Raw genomic sequence first — 19,035 nt, 5'->3', positions numbered from 1 at the left:
TGACAAAGATTATGCTTTCAATCGTTTTATGATTAAAAATGAACCCGACAAAAACCCGACAAAATGATGACAGTTTTTATATCATACTGAATTTCAGACAGAAATACAATTTCTTATTCCGATCGATCTCGGATGCGTTTCGAAGGATGATGAATACATTTGAAAGCACAATCAGGATCATAAGGATCGGGGTAAACTGTTTTCCGAGCTTTAAAAAAATTCCGAGCATGAAAATAACAGGTGCCATAACGGTCCAGATCATCTGAACGGAAATGATCTGCCTTACAAGATTGTTTTTCTGTTTCATGGTAAACATAAGCAGCAGCGGAACGAGGATATTCAGCGGGGGTAAAAGGGTAAATAAGAGAGATGAAAGGTTTATGATTTTTACATAAGAATAATTGATGGAGACAGTCTCTTCTTCTATTCTTTCTTCTATTCCTTCTTCCATTTCAACTGTTTCTGCCGGCGCAGCCGCCTGTGGAAGATCTGCCATCAAACCGGATTCCTCTATTTCCAATGCCTGTGCCAGTGCTCTGCGCGTATGTCCTTTGGGTACTGTGCCGGATTCTATACGCTGAATAGTTCTTACAGAAATTTTTGATTTTTCTGATAATTCTTCCTGAGTCAGATTTTTTTGTTCTCTTATGGCTTTTAGCTTGGACATAATAGTCGTTAAAATATTCTCTATTGATTCCTGATGACAAATGTATAGATCTTTTTCAACATGATAAAGAGCTTTCATCAGTTTTGAAGCGGAAATAAAAATGAATTTTGAGGAAACAATTTTATGTTTCTTATATAAACAAAGAAATGGATTAATCAATGATCAATCCATTATTAACAATTTGAATGATGTATTATAAAAACAAAGTACCCTAAACCTGAGGATCAACATACAGAATCAGATCCCCCGGAAGTGTAACACTTGTTAAAGGAGCAATAGTAGCTGCAGGCCAATTGAAAGAAGTGGATGCACTTCCGATATTGGCTCCTACCTGAGACATGCTAATATTAAATTTAAGCTGAGTAACAACTATTGGCACAACAATAGCAACAACAGCTGCCACACACGCACCTAAAGTACCAAAAGTTGCAATAATGAGTGCTCCTACAATCGCCCAACCTCCGGCACTCAATGCTGCAGAACCACTTCCGGATGGAGCATCTACATCAAACGAGATAGTTTGTCCCGATAAGGTAGGCGTAAGGTAAATATGTCCGCTGACATTAATCCATATCAGACTGGAAAAAGCAGAAATTGGATAGCCCACCGCTCCGTAATCAGACTGTATTTGCCCACTGTTATTTACATAATTGTTCATACTCGTTAATTTAGGATCATATTCACCATCCAGATTTACAGAGGTATTGAGACTTACGTTATAAGGTGTACTTGAGTTTCCCGTCACCGTAAATGAACTTGCAGCTGTATTCAGCTGTGTAGCCAGAACAGGCAGCAGCATATTATTAAGGATACAGCGATTAGAGATATAAAGTGCAGCGTTCTGATCAGAGGGTAATAAAGCCGGCCCTCCAGAAAAGTTAAGTGTACCTGGAGATCCTGTACTTGTATTGGCTACCATAGCCAGGATATTAGAGGAAGCATCAGAGGTATTAGGCTGGGTTGCAAAATGAACACTGCCTGTAGGCAATACAGCAGCCGGAACTCCCTCCATATTTACTGTTCCCAAATAATAAGAGCCTCCAGTATATAAATTTTGCAGATAATATTGAATAATTCCATTGAGCATAGCTACCCAACCTTGAGGAGGCTGTATACTTACCGTATAGGTAGCCAGCTGGCTGGCAAGATCCAAATACAGCCTTACAGCACTGATACCATCCAGAGTAATGCTCACATATGACAGATTGGAAACAATAAGAAGAGTACTATCTGGCGGAATTGTATGCGATACACCGGATGAAGTAAGAGTCCCGCTTATAGGAACTTCTATTGAGGCCATAGAATTTGTTCCCGAGCTTTGTGATGGATTAAGATTGGTAGTGGGTACCCCAAAATATCCGTCAAACGTTATCCCAGATATTGTTGTATTTACATTACTGGGAAAAAGATTATCATTATAAGCGACTTCAATGAGTTCATTGAGCAATGTTTGTGTTGCTACCGCTACAAGGTCCCATCCCTGGGTCATTACTGTTGCCATATCTTTATTTTTTTAATGTGGTTACTAATAATTCAGAAGCATTTTTAATCATTTGAATGATGTCCTGTGGAATTCCCATATTGGCATTTTCCATAGCCTGAACGGGATTTTCTATATATTTCCGTCCATTATCTGGCGATTGCGAAATCCATTCGATAATTTTATTCTCGTATGGCATAAGGGCAATGTAAGCCTGCCGAACTTTTTCGTTAACCGCCGGATCCTGAGTAAATTCTGATGCAGCGAATGAAGAAAAGCCTTTATTGGCATGAAAGGTAACATCATAAGATTTTCCATTTTCGGTAAATTGAAATGATGTTTCATTTAAAGTGTGTGTGTCCATGAGATTTGATTTTGAATGTTGCCTACTCTGAAAGGTTTTCGGCGCTCCCTGTTTACTTCACTTATTTTATAGGAAACAGTTTAAAGAGTCTTTTGTCAGGCACTTAGCAAAGTTCTTTTTCCAATTTCCTAAGTCAAAGTAACAAACAAAAACATCAGAATTTTACAGTATAAACAACCAAAAAAAACATTCCGTACAAATACTCCCTATATAGTGATTACACAATAAAAATTTTATGCCCAACAGAATAGAAAGCTTAAAAAAATTTGAAGAAAAACGAGAGAATACAATTGGTATCAAACAGATCAGGCTGCAAATTTCCTATATTTGCGCAGAACAATAATAACACTCATAAATGATTCCATTTCAAGAGCTTATATTTTTCATCATAGCCGCACTTATTTTAGTCATCAGTCCCGGCCCTAATATGATTTATCTGATCTCAAAGTCTATAACACAGGGAAAAAAGTCTGGTTTTATCTCGTTAGCCGGAGTCGTGTGTGGGTTTTTATTTCATATCATTATGGTTTCTTTTGGTCTTACGGCTGTTTTACTGGCGGTTCCAATTGCTTATACTGTTCTTAAAACACTGGGAACCGTTTATCTTCTCTATCTGGCTTACCAGGCCATAAAACCAAAGAGCAGAAATATTTTTGATGTTGATAAAAATGTTGCCCATGACAGTCCCAAAAAGCTTTTCACTATTGGTTTTCTAACGAACGTATTAAATCCGAAAGTGGCCGTTTTTTACCTGTCATTCTTTCCTCAGTTCATTAAGCCGGAGTACGGTTCTGTGTTCACACAAAGCCTTGAACTCGGAGTTATTCAGGTACTGATAAGCTTCAGCATCAACTTTGCTATTGTGCTCACAGCTTCAAGAGTTGCCTTGTTCTTTGCCAATAATCCGGTATGGATAAAAGTTCAGAAATGGTTTATGGCCAGTGTATTAACTTATTTAGCTATAAAAATGGCATTTTCAAAAGCAAAATAAATCCGGAACAGGCTTCTTTCTGTTCCGGATTCTGATGTATATTCATATAAAAACGTAATGTAAGGGGACCGTTTATGATATGTTTCGCAAATTTGAGATTAATCTTTGGGTCGCGAAACCGTAGAAATACGTAATTTTACCATTACGTATTATCCTCATCACAACAGGTTTACCCATGAAACAGACCATTCCCACGTATGATTTAAACGGCATTACGCATCACAAATTCCATATTAAAAGGATGGATCAGCGTACCTATAATGCTCAGGATATTCTTATGGATAAAGGAATACACAGAGACAGTCATTACATTTTTACCTGTATGGAAAGCGGCCATGTAAGAATGATGGTAGATTTTAAAACAGTTGAAAGCAGAGATTCCACTATTTTCTGTGTATTGCCGGGTCAGGTACATCAGGGGATTTTAATGAAAGAGGTATGCGGTTGGTTTGTTGCTGTAAAAGCAGAGCTTGTTCCGGACATAATACGTTCTTTTTTTGATGAATCCCTCGGCGAAATACTGCCGCTTTCCCTGAGTAAAAAACTTATCAAGAAGATCAGTACGACAGCTGATATGCTTCATGCTTCGTACACGAATGAAATGCTTTCCACAAAAGAAGGATTTCTGGTTGTTCAGTCACTGCTTAATGCCTTTCTCGGAATGTTTGCTCTGACGTATTCTCAGAATACGATTTCTCCCGCTTCAGGAGAAAGCCGTGCTTTACAATTATCCAGAGCATTCAGGATTTTAGTCCGGAAAAATTTCAAAACCATGAAAAGTCCATCAGAATATGCAGAAGTGTTACATATCACCAGAGGATATTTAACGGAAACGGTTCGCGAAATTACCGGAAAACCTGCACAGCACTGGATTCATCAGGAAATTTTAATAGAAGCCAAAAGATTACTGGTCTTCACCAATCTGAGTGTAAAAGAAGTGGCTTACGAGCTGGGGTATAGTGACCATACTTATTTCAGCCGTTTATTTTCTAAACTGGAAGAGCTCTCCCCATCAGAATTCCGGAATCTGCATCAACAGGCGTGAACCACGAATAGTCCAATTAATTCCCCGAAACCGCTATCGGTATTTTCTGATTTTGCAACGTCCTTTGCAATAAAAATGATTTATGCCAAGCCTACCAAAATGGATCAATGACACTGTAGAAAATGTCTGGTCCTCAAAATTTAAAGAATGTACCGTCAGCCATATAGAAAAAATCACGGATGATCTTTGCCGTATCCGCTTTGAAACGGATTTACAGGATGTTCCGTATGAACCCGCATATGCCATAGGAATAAGAATCAATGACCGCGATTTCCGCAACTATTCTCCTTTCAACTTCAACAGGGAAGCCGGAACTTTTGATGTTTTATTTCATCTGCATAACCCGTCTGCTGCGGGAAGTCAGTTTGTAGCCCAATTGAATCAGGGTGATTCTATCAAACTTTTAATGCCGAGAGGAAAACACTTCTTTGCTCCTGATGCCAGAATTCATTTTTCTGTAGGTGATGAAACTTCACTGGGAAGTTCTATTTCCATTAAAGAAGCTGTAGAGGAATCCGGATCTGTTTTCATTTGTCTTCACGAACTGGATGAATGTTCCGCGTTGGAAAAACTGAATTTATACGGATATCACAGCCCTAAAAACAATACCATGAGAATGATTGAGGCTCTGAACGATTTTCTGAGAGAAGAAAAAGAAACTATTTCTGATGATGAAGTTGCTTTTTATCTTACCGGAAACGGTGAAAGAATGTCTTTAATCCGGAAATTCCTTAAAGCGAGAGGGGTTTCTTCAAAATGTATAAAATCCCAGGCGTATTGGATTGAGGGTAAAAAAGGGCTGTAAAATGGAAGATTACAAGTTCTTTCAGCTGGATAATGAAACTTTATCTGATAATACAAATGAGTATTACCGGATAAAGTTATCATTACTTTATGTACTAATTTATTTCAATTTCTTTCCTGATTCCTTAACGTTTTTTAGCCAATAGGCTCTCTTTTCATCGCTAGAATTTCTTATTATCCCGATATACGTCTGTTTAACGGGTTTCACACCACAGTATTCCAGAATGGATTTTCTGAGCTGGTTTACACTGGGTCTTCCAAAAAACAGGCGGTAATACCAGCCCGGCTGATCTAATGTGGTAATCATATGGGCGGTTTTCCCTTTTAAAAGCTGATCCCACCATACAGAATTTTCACGGTATTTATAAGCCATTCCCGGCAAAAAAAGACGATCTATGAATCCTTTCATTACAGCAGGAAATCCCCCCCACCAAACGGGATATACCCAAACCAGATGTTCTGCCCACTGAATAATTTCCCAGGCTTTCATCAAATCCGGCTCAAGTTCCATTCTTTTTTGATAACCAAACTGTAAATTTGGGTTGAAGTTCAAATCCCTTATCACGATCTCTTTTACTTCTGCCCCTGCTTCCAGTGCGCCCGATCTGTAAGCTTCTGCCAATCCGAAATTGAAGGAGTATGGGTTGGGATGCCCGTTGATAATGGCTATTTTTTTCATTGTTTTACTTTGATATTAATAGAATCATAGGCATTAAGCTGTGCCATTAAAGATAAAGGCTCGTGCAGCTGATGGCTGAAATACACCTTATTTTTATGAGGATTTCTCAAGAGTTCCTCGGTGTGCAGAACTGCAGAAAGGGCAGTGAGTTCAGCCTGTCCTTTTAAGCTTTGAAGGCTTAATTTCTTTTGTCCGGACTGATCATCAACAACAATTTCAAAGACCGCCTGATCACCGTTTCCACTGGAACCAAAAATCATTTTTCTTTCCTTTAATGACAAAATACTGTATATTCTCAGGTATTGAAATGTTCCCAGCAGCCAGGTAATGAATTTGGAATTGTACGTCATCTTCACACTTACATCGGAAATCCTTTCTATCTTGTTGAGAATATAGAGATCCGGCACATCAAAATTATAAGCACTTCTCTTTCCTATTCCGTACGAAAAATTAAAAGATTCCGTATCCAGGAAATGTCGGATAGAAACAGGCTTGTCATTCTGATAATGAACAAAAGGCACCGCCACATTTTCAGCCATAAAATGAGCTGAGCTTTCTCCTGCCTGATCTTTCACGGAATAGTAGACAAACAGTTTCACTTCACTGATATCACCAGAATCTGATAATGTATTAACCAATCCCGGAACGATCCCGCCCATCCAACCGGAACTGAAGACAATTCTGCTGTTTATTTTTGATTTTGCAGCAATACCATAGGCTTTCACTAAAGCCGGAGTTGGTTTTGTAATATCCAGATAATCGATCTGATGATCAATAGCATAACGAAGGACATTATCCTCTTTATCATTCACAGAAAGAATGATGAGGTGTATTTTTCTGTCAGAAATAATTGTAAAAGAAGAAGGATCGGTTACATCAATCTTTAGGTGCTTATCCGTTTTTCCTCCTTTCCTCCCTCCAATAAAAACACTGAGATGGGGATTTCTTGATGTAAGGATACGGGAAATTGTTTTTCCCACCAATCCGTTTCCTCCGATAATTAAAATATTTTGCTCCATAACTTTTTTTGACAAAAGTAGAGCGCTCCTATCTCAATAAACAGGACAAATGTCTAAAAAGAAACTTCCTTTCTTATACGGCTCAGGTGACGCTGCGTGATGCCCAGATAAGATGATAGATACTGCAGAGGAATCTTCTGAATATAATCCGGATAATTTCTGATAAGCGCAGCGTATCTTTGTGCAGCAGTGTCCCTTTGAAGCTGAAAAAATCTGTTTTCAAGTTCAAGATATTCCTGTTCGGCAATAATTTTTAAGAATTGTGTCCAGTTCAAAGCATCCTGAACGAGGATATCCATTTTTTCTTTTTTGAGGATCAGCAGTTCTACATCAGTGATCGCCTGGATGCTTTCTTTACTAACACATCCTGAAATGAATGATGAATAGGCCGCAATCATTGTATTCGGAAACTTGAAACAATAGGTCATATCTTTTCCGGTATCGGAAGTATAAAAAGAACGGAAAATCCCGGCGCTGATAAATGCGACTTCTCTGCAGCGCTCACCTTCCTGTACGAAATATTCATTTTTATTCAGCTTTCTGATTTCGAAAAGCTGTAAAAACGCTTCTATTTCCTCTTCTGAAAACAGATTAAAGCTACGAAAATAGTCTTGTATCATCATTTTTTAATAAAGGCTTTCTATAAAACCACGAAAATAGATAAAAAAATAGAGGCTATCTTCTTTATAAACGCAAAGTTTCCATTTTTGTGAAATTTTAATTACGAAAGCAGAGACGGAATCAACTTCTTTGATTCTTTGTAAGGGGATGTGTACTCGTCAGAAATCGAAGATTCGAAGTCGTCAGTGACAAAAACAATTATTTGATTTTGGGTAGCGCTTTTTTTAAGAAATTTCAATTGAAAACAAAAAAAATCATCTCAGGACGAGATGATCTACCGTTTTGAATTTACTTGAGTTATTTATGAAGATATGAATGATGTTTTGTTGTAACAAAGATAGATCAATCTTATTTTTTATGCTTCAGGGTTATCACTGTAATTATATCCGTAAAAATACGGTTGCACAAAAAGAAAAGCCCTGCAGGAAATACCTTACAGGACTTTGGTTTTATCTAACAATTCTTTTGTTTCGCTTTAAAGATCAGGATACAAAGCAGTTTTCATCCTGCTTCTTTTGTTATCAGAGAGGGCTTACCAATTTCAGGAACCACTCTTTAACTTCTCCTTCCAGGTAGGGACCAAGCTTTTCTTCACATGTTTTGTGATAACTGTTCAGCCATTCGATTTCGTTTTCTGAAAGAATTTCTTTCACCACCGTATCTTTGAAGAATGGACAGAATGTGAGTGTTTCAAATTCGTAGAATGTGCCGTGGATTGTTTTTTCTGCTTCTTTTACGGCAATAAGGTTTTCATGACGAATTCCATAATGACCTTCCAGGTAATATCCCGGTTCATTTGAACAAACCATTCCCGGAAGAAGTTCCTGAGGGTTCAGGTCTTTTCTGATATTTTGCGGACCTTCGTGTACATTCATAAAGCTTCCCACACCATGTCCGGTTCCGTGGTTGAAATCTTTGCCCTCCATCCAAAGCGGAAGTCTTGCGATAGCATCAAGATGTACTCCTTTTGTTCCTTTCGGGAATTTTACCATTGATAAACGGATTAATCCCTGCAATACCAGTGTTGAGTTTCTTTTGAAGTCTTCCGATGGTGTACCCAGCGCAAAAGTTCTTGTAATATCTGTAGTTCCTTCAAGGTACTGGCCTCCTGAATCTACAAGGATTGTGTCTTCGTTGGTCACTTCCCTGCTCCCTTCCTTTTTGGCAGAATAGTGCATAATGGCTCCGTTATCTTTATAACCTACGATAGATCCGAAGCTTTCTCCTACAAAGTTCTCACCTTCTGCACGGAAACCTCTCAGTTTTTGTCCGATAGAATATTCATTCATGGCTTCTTTACCTGCATTGTGCGTTAACCAGTAAAGGAATTTTACCATCGCAACCCCATCTCTTACCATTACGGTTCTGAAACCTTCCAGCTCAGCTTCATTTTTCTGGGCCTTCATCAGGTTGCCCGGAACAGGAGCTTTAATAAACTGGTTATCTGTTTTTAATGTTTCAAAAATCTGTTGATTGCTGTTTGGAGAAACAAGTACTTTTTCGTTTTTGAAGGTCTTCAGGTAGCTGTTGAATTCTTCATAAGGCATCATTTTTACAAAGGCATCATCCATTTGTTTTCTTGCGGCCACTTCCATTTTTTCTAATCCTGTGAAGAGAACCGCATCATTTTTAGTAATGACAATGTATCCTAAAAATACCGGATTGCTTTCTACATCACTTCCTCTCAGGTTCAGGGTCCATGCTACATCATCCAGACTTGATATAATATGTACGGTAGCTTCCTGCTCTTCCATTTTCTGACGGATTGCAGCAATTTTATCAGAGACAGATTTCCCTGCCCTTTCTACCGGATGTACAAATATAGGGTGAGCAGACGGGGTTCCTCTGTCTTTCCAGACTTCTTTTAAAAGCGGAATATCTGCAAGCACAATATTTTTGGCACTGAATTTTTGAGAAAGCAGTTCCCAGTTGGCATGAGAAGCTGCAACAGCATTTACCGCCACTTTACCGCCTTCAGGAATTTCTGAAATAATCCAGTCAATATAATTAGGGGTTCCTTCCATTCCGTCTTTAAAAAGATCAATTCCGGAACCATCCAGTTCAATAGCGGCCTGAGTAAAATATCTTCCGTCTGTCCAAAGCCCGGCTTTATCTTTTGTAACTACCACAAAACCGGCAGATCCTAAGAAACCAGACAGCCAAGCTCTTTCCTGCCATTCTTCAGGAAGGTATTCGCTCATATGGGGATCTGCAGAATATACAATAAATGCATCAACATTATTTTTCTGCATTTCTTCACGAAGCGCAGCAACTTTTTCCTTTGAAGTCATTCTTTTAATTTTTAACCACCGAAAGTTACAAAAATTTTGATGTCTGAAGCCTAAATCTACTGCCTATTTTGCTTTATCTGCGTTATTTTTAAATGGCTCTTTCAAAAGCCAGACAAATAAACATATTTCACAAAATACACTATTTGATAGTATAAAAAACTACCACATTATTAAAATAATAAATTTTTGGAAAGATTATTGCTACATTTTACTTCATGAAACAGCAAAACTACAATAACCACAGAAAATTTTATCCGCCTCATCATTTTGTCTATCTTCCTTTGCTTATCATACTGGAGATTTTCGGTATGTACAAAGTCTGGGAAGATCCGGGAAATAAGCTGGTCTGGATACTTTTTTCTCTTGTAATTTTTTTGCTTTTCTACCTGGCATTAATGATGCGGCAGCATTATGCGCTGGGACTTCAAAACCGGATGGTAATTCTGGAATTTAAGCAGCGTTATTTTGAGATTTTTAATAAGAGATCTGATGAAGTTGCTGAAAAACTGAAATTTGATCAGATTGCCGCATTGAGATTTACCTATGATGATGAATTCAAAGAGCTTCTGTATAGAGCACTGCATGAAAACATCTCAGGAGATGAAATTAAAAGGTCTATAAAAAATTGGAGAGCTGACCGCCTCAGAGTCTAACACCAACAAAAATACATACCTATGAAAAAGTGGAGCTTTTACAGTATTGCAATAGTAAGTTTATTATTTCTAACCAGTTGTGAAGCAGTAGAAACAGTTTTTAAAGCAGGGATGTGGTGGGGAATTATCGTAGTCTGTGTGATCGTAGGAATTCTTTTACTGATTTTTTCGAAGGGTAAAAACTCTTAACCATGCTTATGGAGAAGAATACAGATTTAGAGATTATTTCTCATCTTAAGCCTTCAAAAATTGTTAAAATAATGAAGGACCCGGAAGCTTCTGCAAAGGCGGTACATCTTGTATATACCACCGATGCAGAAACCACCGGAATTACCCGTAAGAAAACGGGAAAGAGATATTCTTACTATAAAGACGGTGAAAAAATAAAGGATAAAGAAGAAATTACAAGAATAAACAAACTGGTACTTCCTCCTGCATGGGAAAATGTCTGGATCTGTGCTTTAGAAAACGGACATCTTCAGGCAACAGGCTTTGATGTAAAACAAAGAAAACAGTACCGCTATCATCCTCTATGGACAGCGTTAAGAAATCATACTAAATTTTACAGAATGCTTCAGTTCGGGTATGCGCTACCGGAAATGCGTCTGCATATAGAACAGGACCTTGCTTTGAGAAATTTTGAAAAGCGGAAGATTCTTGCCTTAATTGTAAGCCTGATGCAAAGGACCAACATCCGTATCGGTAACAGTATTTACGAAAAACTGTACGGCTCTTTTGGATTAACCACTTTGAAAGGTAAACATGTAAAGGTAAACGGGCAGAAAATAACGTTCACTTTCAAGGGCAAAAAGGGGGTGATGCATCACGTAGATCTTCGAAGCAGGAGACTGGCCAGACTGGTTCAGAAATGTAAGGATATTCCGGGAAAAGAGCTTTTCCAATATCTTGATGACGAAGGAAACCGACATTCTATAGACTCCGGAATGGTGAATGATTACATTAAAGAAATAAGCGGTGAAGATTTTACGGCAAAGGATTTCAGAACGTGGTCCGGAACCGTGGGAGCTCTGATTGCTTTTAAAGAAATAGGGTATGCAGAAAATGATACCCAAAGTAAAAAGAAAGTGAAAGAAGCGCTGGATATTGTGGCACAGAATTTAGGGAACACTACCGCTGTGTGCAGAAAATATTATGTTCACCCTTTAGTCATTAATCTTTACGAGAACAATACCATCAAAAAATACATTGATGAGCTGGAAGTTATAGAAGAAAATGACGGAAAAGCCGATCTTACAAAAGAAGAAAAGCTGGTGCTGAAGATTCTGGAAAACGAGAGAATGTAGGAAGACGGAAGCATGAAAGCTGAGAGATAGGATTTAGCTATCTACTGACCAATTTTGCATCATTACTTCCGGCATCTTACCTACCGCTTCCAGCCTCATTACACTGAAATCCTGCTGTTATTCAAAAACTGCGTTCTGTATTCCTTTGGCGTAATTCCTGCAATTTTTTTGAAAAGCTGGGTAAAATGCGATGCCGTATGAAAATTCAGTTCATAAGCAATTTCCGCAATATCTTTACTGGAATGAAGCAGTGCTTTGCTGTAGTTGATATCAATTTCATTGATCCATTGTTTTGGTGATTTCTGAGTAACACCTTTTACACATTTATTCAGATAACTTTCTGTAACAGACAGCTTATCTGCGTAAAAAGCTACTCTCTTTTCTCCTACATGATATTTGAACAAAATATCCCGGAACTGCAGCGACAGCTCCATTGGCCGCGTTGCAGATTTATGATGGGTATCTGAGTCTGTGCTCAGCATTTTGATCAGGATCAGATGAAGCATGGTCACTACTACATCATTGATATTCAGATTATTGAGCCAAAGTTCCTGCTCCATTATCGGAAGAAGCTGTGTGATGGTACCATAAGTAAGACTGTCAAGATTCAGGAAAGGGGTCATAAAAAAGATGCTGCTTTTATGTTTCGGCAGTTCCTGTTCAGAAAGAATATTATTTTCATAGGCAAGGAAAAACCCCTCAATATCTTCCGAAAGTTCTACGGTTGCGGTAATTGTTCCTTGTTTAATAAAGATTACGCCTCCTTTTTCAGCATTGTATTCTTTATTTTCGAGGTACTGTCTGATATGTCCATTGGTAACGAAAATAATAAAATTGAATGTAGTACGGTAAGGAATTACCGGCATAAGAATGCCTTTAAGATAATTTTCTATCCGATACAGCTGTATATCAGCATTGTTAGCTAATATTCTGTCCGTAATATTCGGAAGAAAAAGCTTTTTATATTGAAAATTGGATAGTACTTCCATATCCTTATTATGATGATTTAAAGTTATACAAAATATTTTTAAAGCAGAGAAGGCAAAAGAGTGAAGGAATAGCCACCAAGTCCGAATCCCGCACTTTATCCTCCAACCCTTATACTCTCAAACACTCTCACTCTCTTACCCTCTTACTTAGAACTTATAATACACTCCCACTCTTACTCCAAAAGGACTGCCCGGTGTATACGTAAGGTCTGTAACAGGTTCAGCTTCTCCTTTTAATTGAGTTTCTGTTGCAAACTGGGCTTCATTCCATTTTACATTAAACAGGTTGTTCAGCTGAATATTGGCTCCCCATTTCTGACGGTTATAGGAAAGCATAAGATCGTTTACAAAGTATGCTTTGGTTCTGATGCTGTTATCCTCTACAGCAGGTCTTGCTCCGAGATATCTGTACTGAAGTCCTAAAGAAAAGCCATTCAGGAAATCCCAGTTAACAGATCCTGTACTGGTAATTACCGGAGCCAGCGGAACATAATCCTGCCCTTTTTCTTCTTCTGTAAATCTTGCATGGGAATAATTGATGTCGGCATTCAGATAAAAGTTTTCCAACGGCTGAAAACGCACTCCAAGATCAGCCCCGAAACGTCTTGATTTTCCGGAAGGCTCCACCACCGCATCATCTCCTACGTAAACAAATTCCTGCTGAAGATCCATATACCATAATGCAGGCGTAATAATCAGAGATTTGAACGGGTGCAGTCTTACCCCGAAATCCGCACCTATAGAGTATGGCAGGGTATTGTCGTTTTTATTGGGAACCACTACTCTCAGGTCATTGGAGTGAAAGCCCATCCCTGTTTTCAGAAACCACATCACATTATCGTTCTGAGCATAAGAGAAATTCAATTTTGGACTCAGCCTGGTTGCTTCTTTTGACTGTCCGGACGGCAGTTGTTCCACATCCAGCAGATTATGCATATTAAAGATAAAGTGATCTACGCGCAGAGCCGGATTGATGGTCCATTTTCCAATTTTCCATATCAATCCTGAGTAGGCATGAAGATTGGTTTCCGTTCCCGTTACCTCCGATAACCTTTCCAGCAGAAGATCTCTGTGATACACATGATTAAGCTGAAGGGTATTGATATCATCATTTCGTACTCCGATTCCTGAGATCCAGTTCAGAGAGCTGTTGGTGAACGAAAAAGTCTTTGTATATTTAATTTCGGCTCCGTAAATATTTCTTCCGTCGGTCTGCTGAATTTCGTCGCCATGCTCTTTATCTTTTAGGTTAAAAGTAAAATCAGAATACAGGTTGAAGTTGTATTTTGAGTAGAAAGCCATTGCATCAATCTGTTCAGAAGGAGAAATTATGTGCTTAAAGTTCATCTGAAGGTTTGTTCTGGAAGTTTTTCCTCCTTCCGTAGGATCTATACTTCCCCATCTTCCGATAATTCCTTCGTCTACGGCACGCTCCGGAATCTGGCCTGAAGCATTCCATGAAGAATTAAATGTAGAAAACTGGATGTTGAAATAATCTTTATCAGTCAGCCATTGATTGTATTTTCCAAAAATATTAACCCTGTTAAAATTCTGTTTTACATCAAAGGGGCCGTCTGTATAATTATATTCTGCAGCGATATACGCATTTTTTCTTCCCAGATCATCATGCAGAATATTAAACATTCCCAGTACTCTTTTTGAATTGAAAGAGCCTCCTTCCAGTTTGATCATACTGTTTTTTAATCCGTTATAAGTTTGAAAATCTACATATCCTGCGGTATTAAAATCTCCCCGATCCATGTAGTAGGCGCCTTTTCCAAAATCTATGTTATTGACGGTTTCAGGAATGACGAAATGCAGGTCAGAATATCCCTGACCATGTGCATGAGATACAATGTTCACAGGCATTCCATCTACATTTACGCTTACATCTGTACCGTGATCGGCATCGAATCCTCTTAAAAAAAGCTGTTCTGCCTTTCCGCCACCTGCATGCTGCGCAATAAACAATCCTGGAACTTTTCTCAAAAGATCCTGTGCTGAACTTACAGGAAACTTGTTCAGATCAACCTTGGTAATGGCTGATAAAAATGTGCTGTGATTAATTGCCACTTCAGAAATCTGAAAAGGCTTGTGCTGTAAAAAAATAACTTTCTTTTTATCTTCATCAGGGGTTATGGCCCATCTTACCTCATCATATCCCTGATGGCTGATTACAAGAGTATCAGGAAGAGATTGTAAAGGAACAGCAAATGTACCGTCTGCTGCCGTATGGGTATGGCTGTTTCCGTGATCGTATTTCACCAAAACATCCGCAATAGGAAATTTGTCATCTGCATCTTTGATCAGCAACTGTTTTTCGGTTTCCTGCGCCATCATTTTTCCACTGAAGGCCATAACCAGAAAAGCGGCTGCTATTTTTGTTATTTTCATTGTTTGATTGAATTGTTTGATTTAATATGTATTTTGAAGTTAGAAACTAGAGAGAGAGGAATGTCAGTAGTGAATTTTGCTTCGCAAGTGAATGGTCAATTATTACTAAAGAGCTTTAAACCTTGAACTATAAACTTTAAACAGTCTTGCACTCTCAAACTTTCCAACTCTCCTACGCTCTAACCTCTTAGCTTTTCGATTTCATCAATACTTTCTGAATTAAAAGTGTAATCCAGGTTCCGGCTACAAATGGGAAAGTAAATACTCCTCCCACGATATCCAGGCAATGATTGTCTATTAAAAAATCATCAATGGCAATGGTAATAAGAACCGCAGTGAGTACCCACAGCCCATCAGTTTTTTTAATTCCAGAAAAAACAATAGCTGAAAGCACGGCATTAAAACCAAATAATCCCATATGAATTTCCTTAATAGGCTCTCCATTCAGCTGGGATAATCCCGCACCGAGGATAGAGGCTGCCAATCCATATAAAGCGGCCACCGGCGAGCTGATGAAAACGGCAATGAAGAAAATAATGCCCGAAAGAATTCCCCCCTGAAATATCACTTCTCCAAAACCATTAGTACAGGTAAGAAAGTCGTCGTATTCCGAAGGAACCACTTCACTGCTCAACATTTCTGAAGGCGGAATATGGGTAAAATGATGGAGCATAAATACCAGCACCCAGGTAATTAGGATGAAAGGAAAAGTAAACACCGGAATTTTCTTCTGGATAAAGAAATGCTGAATAACAGCAGCTAATACTCCACCCAGTATGATAAGAATCCAGATTAATAATGTTGTCTGAAACAGAAATGCCAGTGCTACTCCTACAAGAGCTGCACTGAAACCGTAAAGCCCGGCATTGATTTCAGATCTGTCATAATTCAGCTTCATTGCTGTGAAAGTGCCGGCTGCTGTTGAAAGCAGAACGGCTACTCCGCACTGCCAGCTTCCCATAAAAATTCCGATAAGAAAAAGAAGACCGGTCCATCTGTTTTCCTGAAGCATAATCTGCCCGATTCCCTTTAAAACATTATCCAGAAAGAGTAATTTTTTGAAAAATTCGTCCATTGTTTTTTTAATTTATTAATAATGGGTTGTTGTTTTGTTGCTGGTTATTTTTTTGTTGCCAGATGCGGGTTGCGAGTTTCGGGGTTAGAGGGTTCAGGATGCGAGGCTTCGAGGTGCAAGGTGCGGGAATTAGATTAAGATAAAAAATAGGGGATTAAAAGTTCATCATTTTTCAGCTCCTTTTTTTTCTTCAACCTTTGAACTCTCATACCCTCCTACTCTCAAACTCTCTTACCCTCCAACTCTCCAACTCAAATCCCGAAACCCAAAACCGATTTACCATCCGAGAAAGACCATTCCAACTCCGCAAACGGTTACTACTGCTCCGCTTACCGCGCCCATGTATCTTTCCAGTTTTTCTGTATTGAATAATGTTGAGTACCCGTAACGTCCCAGCAGAACCATTCCGAGCATTGTAAGTACTGTAGTTATAGTGAACGAAGTGACCAGTACCGCAATTTCGGACATGGAATGTTTTACACCTGAATAAAATAATAGTGGAATCAGCGGCTCACTGGGTCCCATCACGAAAATCATGAAAAGTACAAGCGGAGTCACTCTTATTCTTTTTTGAGGCATTACTGCTTCACTGTGATTATGTTCGTACACATACACCTCATCACCCATTACATCAAAATGTTTATGCGGTTTGTTTCTGATCGCCTGAATGAGTCCGTATATAAGATACACTCCCCCAAAGATCAGCAGTGCCCATCCTGAAAAATTTCCTCTGATATCCTGAAACCATGAAATTTTGTTCAGCTGCCACCCAAGAAAAACCCCGATAAAGCCTAAAATCAGGGAGCTGAACACATGTCCGAATCCGCAGACAACGGTTAATATGGCTGTTTTCATTCCGCTCCATTTTTTGGATTTTGAGATCACAATAAATGGCAGATAATGATCCGGCCCTGATGCTGTATGTATAAAACTTATTGAAACGGCACTCAAAAGAAGCGCCCAAACTGTACTGTCCATTTTCTATTAATACTCTTATTTCAGATTTTTTATTAAGTTTTGGCTAAAGCCACTGGAAGATTAATTTTTATTTCGCGGGCTAAAGCCCGCGTCTATTGAATATGCCAATCGCAGGTTATCTTCTTTTACTTGAGTGACCAAAGGATTTCCTGAATGTGCAGGAAGAAGTTGTACATCATTTCTCCTCCATGCCCCAAAGCTCTCACTACAAATCCATTATCTTCCATGGCGGAAACTCCTACTTCCATTTCTTGACGATGCTGTACGGCAGATTCAACAATCTGTTCTATCAATCCGTTTTTATCTACATTTTCCTTTGTACTGTAGAAAATAAGGGTTCCCTGGTGAGTGTATTGCTCCAGGTTTCCGATACTGCTGACCGGGATCATGTCGGGCTGAATCAGCACATTATCTTTCACTACAAGCTTGTTATTGTGATAAATTTCCATGATATTCTGAAAACGCTTCAGTTTAAATACCTCTCCATAGTGTTTTCTGCCACAGGTAATGATTTCACTGATGATGATCTGACTGTTTTTTCCGATGTGAATATGGGCTTTGCTCTTAAAGCTGGAGTCTTCGTGAGGAACAATAGGATGCGGAACATAGGCAAAAGAAGTTTCGTCTTCCATGGAGACAATAAGCTCCTGAAGCGCCTTGTCCTGCATGTTGAAAAGTCTCTGATAGGATTGTGACTGCAGCTGAAGTGCCGCACCTTTTTCAAGGGCAATATCCAAATGATAATGGTCTCCATCCAGAATTCCCGGAGAGGAGCTCATCACCATCTGATAGAGCTTTTTGTCACTTTTCCGCTGTCCTACAGAAACTACTCTGAAAGGAAGTGAGACATAAAGGTCTTTCACATAGGATTCTCCTCCCTTAAATCCTGCAATAATTCTTAAATGACTATCCATTTATCTAACCAAATTCGGTTCTTCAACTTCCTCTAAAAGAGCATATTTTTTGATCCAACCGATTACTTTATCCAACCCTTCATCTGTTTTCAGGTTGGTGAATACGAAAGGATTTCCTTTTCTCATTCTTCGGGCATCATTTTCCATTACCTCAAGGCTGGCACCTACGTAAGGCGCAAGGTCTATTTTATTGATGATCAGTAAATCTGATCTTGTAATACCAGGACCTCCTTTTCTGGGAATTTTTTCTCCTTCTGCCACATCAATGATGAAAATGGTTACGTCTGCAAGGTCCGGGCTGAATGTTGCAGAAAGATTATCCCCTCCACTTTCGATCAGAACCAGCTCAATTTCCGGGAAACGTGCTGCCAGTTCATCTACTGCTTCGAGGTTCATACTTGCATCTTCACGAATGGCGGTATGAGGGCAGCCTCCTGTTTCTACTCCGATAATTCTGTCGTGGGGAAGAAGGCTGTTTTTTGCCATAAATTCAGCATCTTCTTTGGTATAAATATCATTGGTGATGACTCCAAGGTCATAAGTCCCGAATAATTTTCTGCTTAAACGTTCCAATAATGCAGTTTTTCCTGAACCTACAGGTCCTGCCACACCTACTTTTATATATTTTCTATTTTCCATTTTCTTTACATTTTATTTTATTCTTTTAACGCAATAGACGCTAAGTTTTTTTGATGGTGAATATTTTCGATCGCAAAGGCATTTCATTCAGCTAATACTCCTATTCATTTAATCTTAAGCTCCTTCGT

General features: G+C 38.8%; 19 protein-coding genes. 6 read left to right on the top strand and 13 right to left on the bottom strand.

The window, feature by feature from the left end; all coding sequences use genetic code 11:
• Positions 1–76: 76 nt before the first annotated feature.
• The 3 genes from BLW74_RS04655 to BLW74_RS04645 all read right to left on the bottom strand — a co-directional run bounded on the left by BLW74_RS04655 (position 77) and on the right by BLW74_RS04645 (position 2,511).
• Entirely contained in the window at positions 77–667 is a 591-nt protein-coding gene (locus BLW74_RS04655) for a helix-turn-helix domain-containing protein (RefSeq protein WP_089690680.1), read from the bottom strand.
• 211 nt (positions 668–878) lie between these two features.
• Positions 879–2,168: a TULIP family P47-like protein gene (locus BLW74_RS04650; protein WP_089690262.1), complete on the bottom strand. Its 1,290-nt coding sequence runs from the start codon at positions 2,166–2,168 to the stop codon at positions 879–881.
• Between the two features lie 4 nt (positions 2,169–2,172).
• On the bottom strand, positions 2,173–2,511 hold the full coding sequence (locus BLW74_RS04645; RefSeq protein WP_089690261.1) for a hypothetical protein: 339 nt from the start codon (positions 2,509–2,511) through the stop codon (positions 2,173–2,175).
• 355 nt (positions 2,512–2,866) lie between these two features.
• Here BLW74_RS04645 and BLW74_RS04640 point away from each other — a divergent pair, with 355 nt between their 5' ends.
• The 3 genes from BLW74_RS04640 to BLW74_RS04630 all read left to right on the top strand — a co-directional run bounded on the left by BLW74_RS04640 (position 2,867) and on the right by BLW74_RS04630 (position 5,352).
• Positions 2,867–3,502, top strand: a complete 636-nt coding sequence (locus tag BLW74_RS04640; RefSeq protein WP_089690260.1) for a LysE family translocator — start codon at positions 2,867–2,869, stop codon at positions 3,500–3,502.
• A gap of 175 nt (positions 3,503–3,677) precedes the next feature.
• Positions 3,678–4,547 (top strand): helix-turn-helix domain-containing protein, encoded by an 870-nt coding sequence (locus BLW74_RS04635; RefSeq protein WP_089690259.1) that lies wholly within the window; start codon positions 3,678–3,680, stop codon positions 4,545–4,547.
• An 82-nt stretch (positions 4,548–4,629) separates the two neighbouring features.
• Entirely contained in the window at positions 4,630–5,352 is a 723-nt protein-coding gene (locus BLW74_RS04630) for a siderophore-interacting protein (RefSeq protein WP_089690258.1), read from the top strand.
• Between the two features lie 99 nt (positions 5,353–5,451).
• Here the strand turns inward: BLW74_RS04630 and BLW74_RS04625 are convergent, their stop codons facing one another.
• From BLW74_RS04625 to BLW74_RS04610, 4 genes are all read right to left on the bottom strand, one after another.
• Positions 5,452–6,030, bottom strand: a complete 579-nt coding sequence (locus BLW74_RS04625; protein WP_089690257.1) for an NAD(P)H-dependent oxidoreductase — start codon at positions 6,028–6,030, stop codon at positions 5,452–5,454.
• The gene (locus tag BLW74_RS04620) at positions 6,027–7,049 is read right to left on the bottom strand and encodes a saccharopine dehydrogenase family protein (protein ID WP_089690256.1); all 1,023 of its coding nucleotides are present in this window, start codon (positions 7,047–7,049) and stop codon (positions 6,027–6,029) included. The genes BLW74_RS04625 and BLW74_RS04620 overlap by 4 nt, the downstream gene beginning before the upstream one ends.
• A 53-nt stretch (positions 7,050–7,102) precedes the next feature.
• Positions 7,103–7,669 carry a Crp/Fnr family transcriptional regulator gene (locus BLW74_RS04615; RefSeq protein WP_089690678.1) on the bottom strand — a complete coding sequence of 189 codons (567 nt, stop codon included), beginning with the start codon at positions 7,667–7,669 and terminating at the stop codon, positions 7,103–7,105.
• A 522-nt stretch (positions 7,670–8,191) separates the two neighbouring features.
• Positions 8,192–9,961, bottom strand: a complete 1,770-nt coding sequence (locus BLW74_RS04610) for an aminopeptidase P family protein (protein ID WP_089690255.1) — start codon at positions 9,959–9,961, stop codon at positions 8,192–8,194.
• A 215-nt stretch (positions 9,962–10,176) separates the two neighbouring features.
• Here BLW74_RS04610 and BLW74_RS04605 point away from each other — a divergent pair, with 215 nt between their 5' ends.
• The 3 genes from BLW74_RS04605 to BLW74_RS04595 are packed head-to-tail and all read left to right on the top strand — an operon-like array spanning position 10,177 to position 11,918.
• Complete coding sequence (locus BLW74_RS04605) at positions 10,177–10,614, top strand: DUF6526 family protein (RefSeq protein WP_089690254.1); 438 nt, start codon at positions 10,177–10,179, stop codon at positions 10,612–10,614.
• A gap of 21 nt (positions 10,615–10,635) precedes the next feature.
• Positions 10,636–10,803, top strand: coding sequence for a phosphatidate cytidylyltransferase (locus BLW74_RS04600; protein WP_089690253.1), 168 nt, complete (start codon positions 10,636–10,638; stop codon positions 10,801–10,803).
• 8 nt (positions 10,804–10,811) lie between these two features.
• Entirely contained in the window at positions 10,812–11,918 is a 1,107-nt protein-coding gene (locus tag BLW74_RS04595) for a DNA topoisomerase IB (RefSeq protein ID WP_089690676.1), read from the top strand.
• A gap of 98 nt (positions 11,919–12,016) precedes the next feature.
• Here the strand turns inward: BLW74_RS04595 and BLW74_RS04590 are convergent, their stop codons facing one another.
• From BLW74_RS04590 to ureG, 6 genes are all read right to left on the bottom strand, one after another.
• A complete protein-coding gene (locus BLW74_RS04590) occupies positions 12,017–12,907 on the bottom strand; it encodes a helix-turn-helix domain-containing protein (RefSeq protein ID WP_089690252.1) in 891 nt (296 codons plus the stop codon).
• Between the two features lie 147 nt (positions 12,908–13,054).
• On the bottom strand, positions 13,055–15,301 hold the full coding sequence (locus tag BLW74_RS04585) for a TonB-dependent receptor (RefSeq protein WP_089690251.1): 2,247 nt from the start codon (positions 15,299–15,301) through the stop codon (positions 13,055–13,057).
• Positions 15,302–15,488: 187 nt separating this feature from the next.
• Positions 15,489–16,376, bottom strand: a complete 888-nt coding sequence (locus tag BLW74_RS04580) for an urea transporter (protein ID WP_089690250.1) — start codon at positions 16,374–16,376, stop codon at positions 15,489–15,491.
• Positions 16,377–16,652: 276 nt separating this feature from the next.
• Positions 16,653–17,354 (bottom strand): hypothetical protein, encoded by a 702-nt coding sequence (locus BLW74_RS04575; RefSeq protein ID WP_089690249.1) that lies wholly within the window; start codon positions 17,352–17,354, stop codon positions 16,653–16,655.
• Between the two features lie 125 nt (positions 17,355–17,479).
• Positions 17,480–18,268: an urease accessory protein UreD gene (locus BLW74_RS04570; RefSeq protein WP_089690248.1), complete on the bottom strand. Its 789-nt coding sequence runs from the start codon at positions 18,266–18,268 to the stop codon at positions 17,480–17,482.
• Positions 18,269–18,907 (bottom strand): urease accessory protein UreG, encoded by a 639-nt coding sequence (gene ureG, locus BLW74_RS04565; RefSeq protein ID WP_002977658.1) that lies wholly within the window; start codon positions 18,905–18,907, stop codon positions 18,269–18,271.
• Between the last annotated feature and the right edge of the window lie 128 nt (positions 18,908–19,035).

Source organism: Chryseobacterium culicis, assembly GCF_900108365.1.
GTDB lineage: Bacteria > Bacteroidota > Bacteroidia > Flavobacteriales > Weeksellaceae > Chryseobacterium > Chryseobacterium culicis.
The sequence above is the reverse complement of the archived record's forward strand: the minus strand, read 5'-3'. Positions and strand labels throughout refer to the sequence as shown.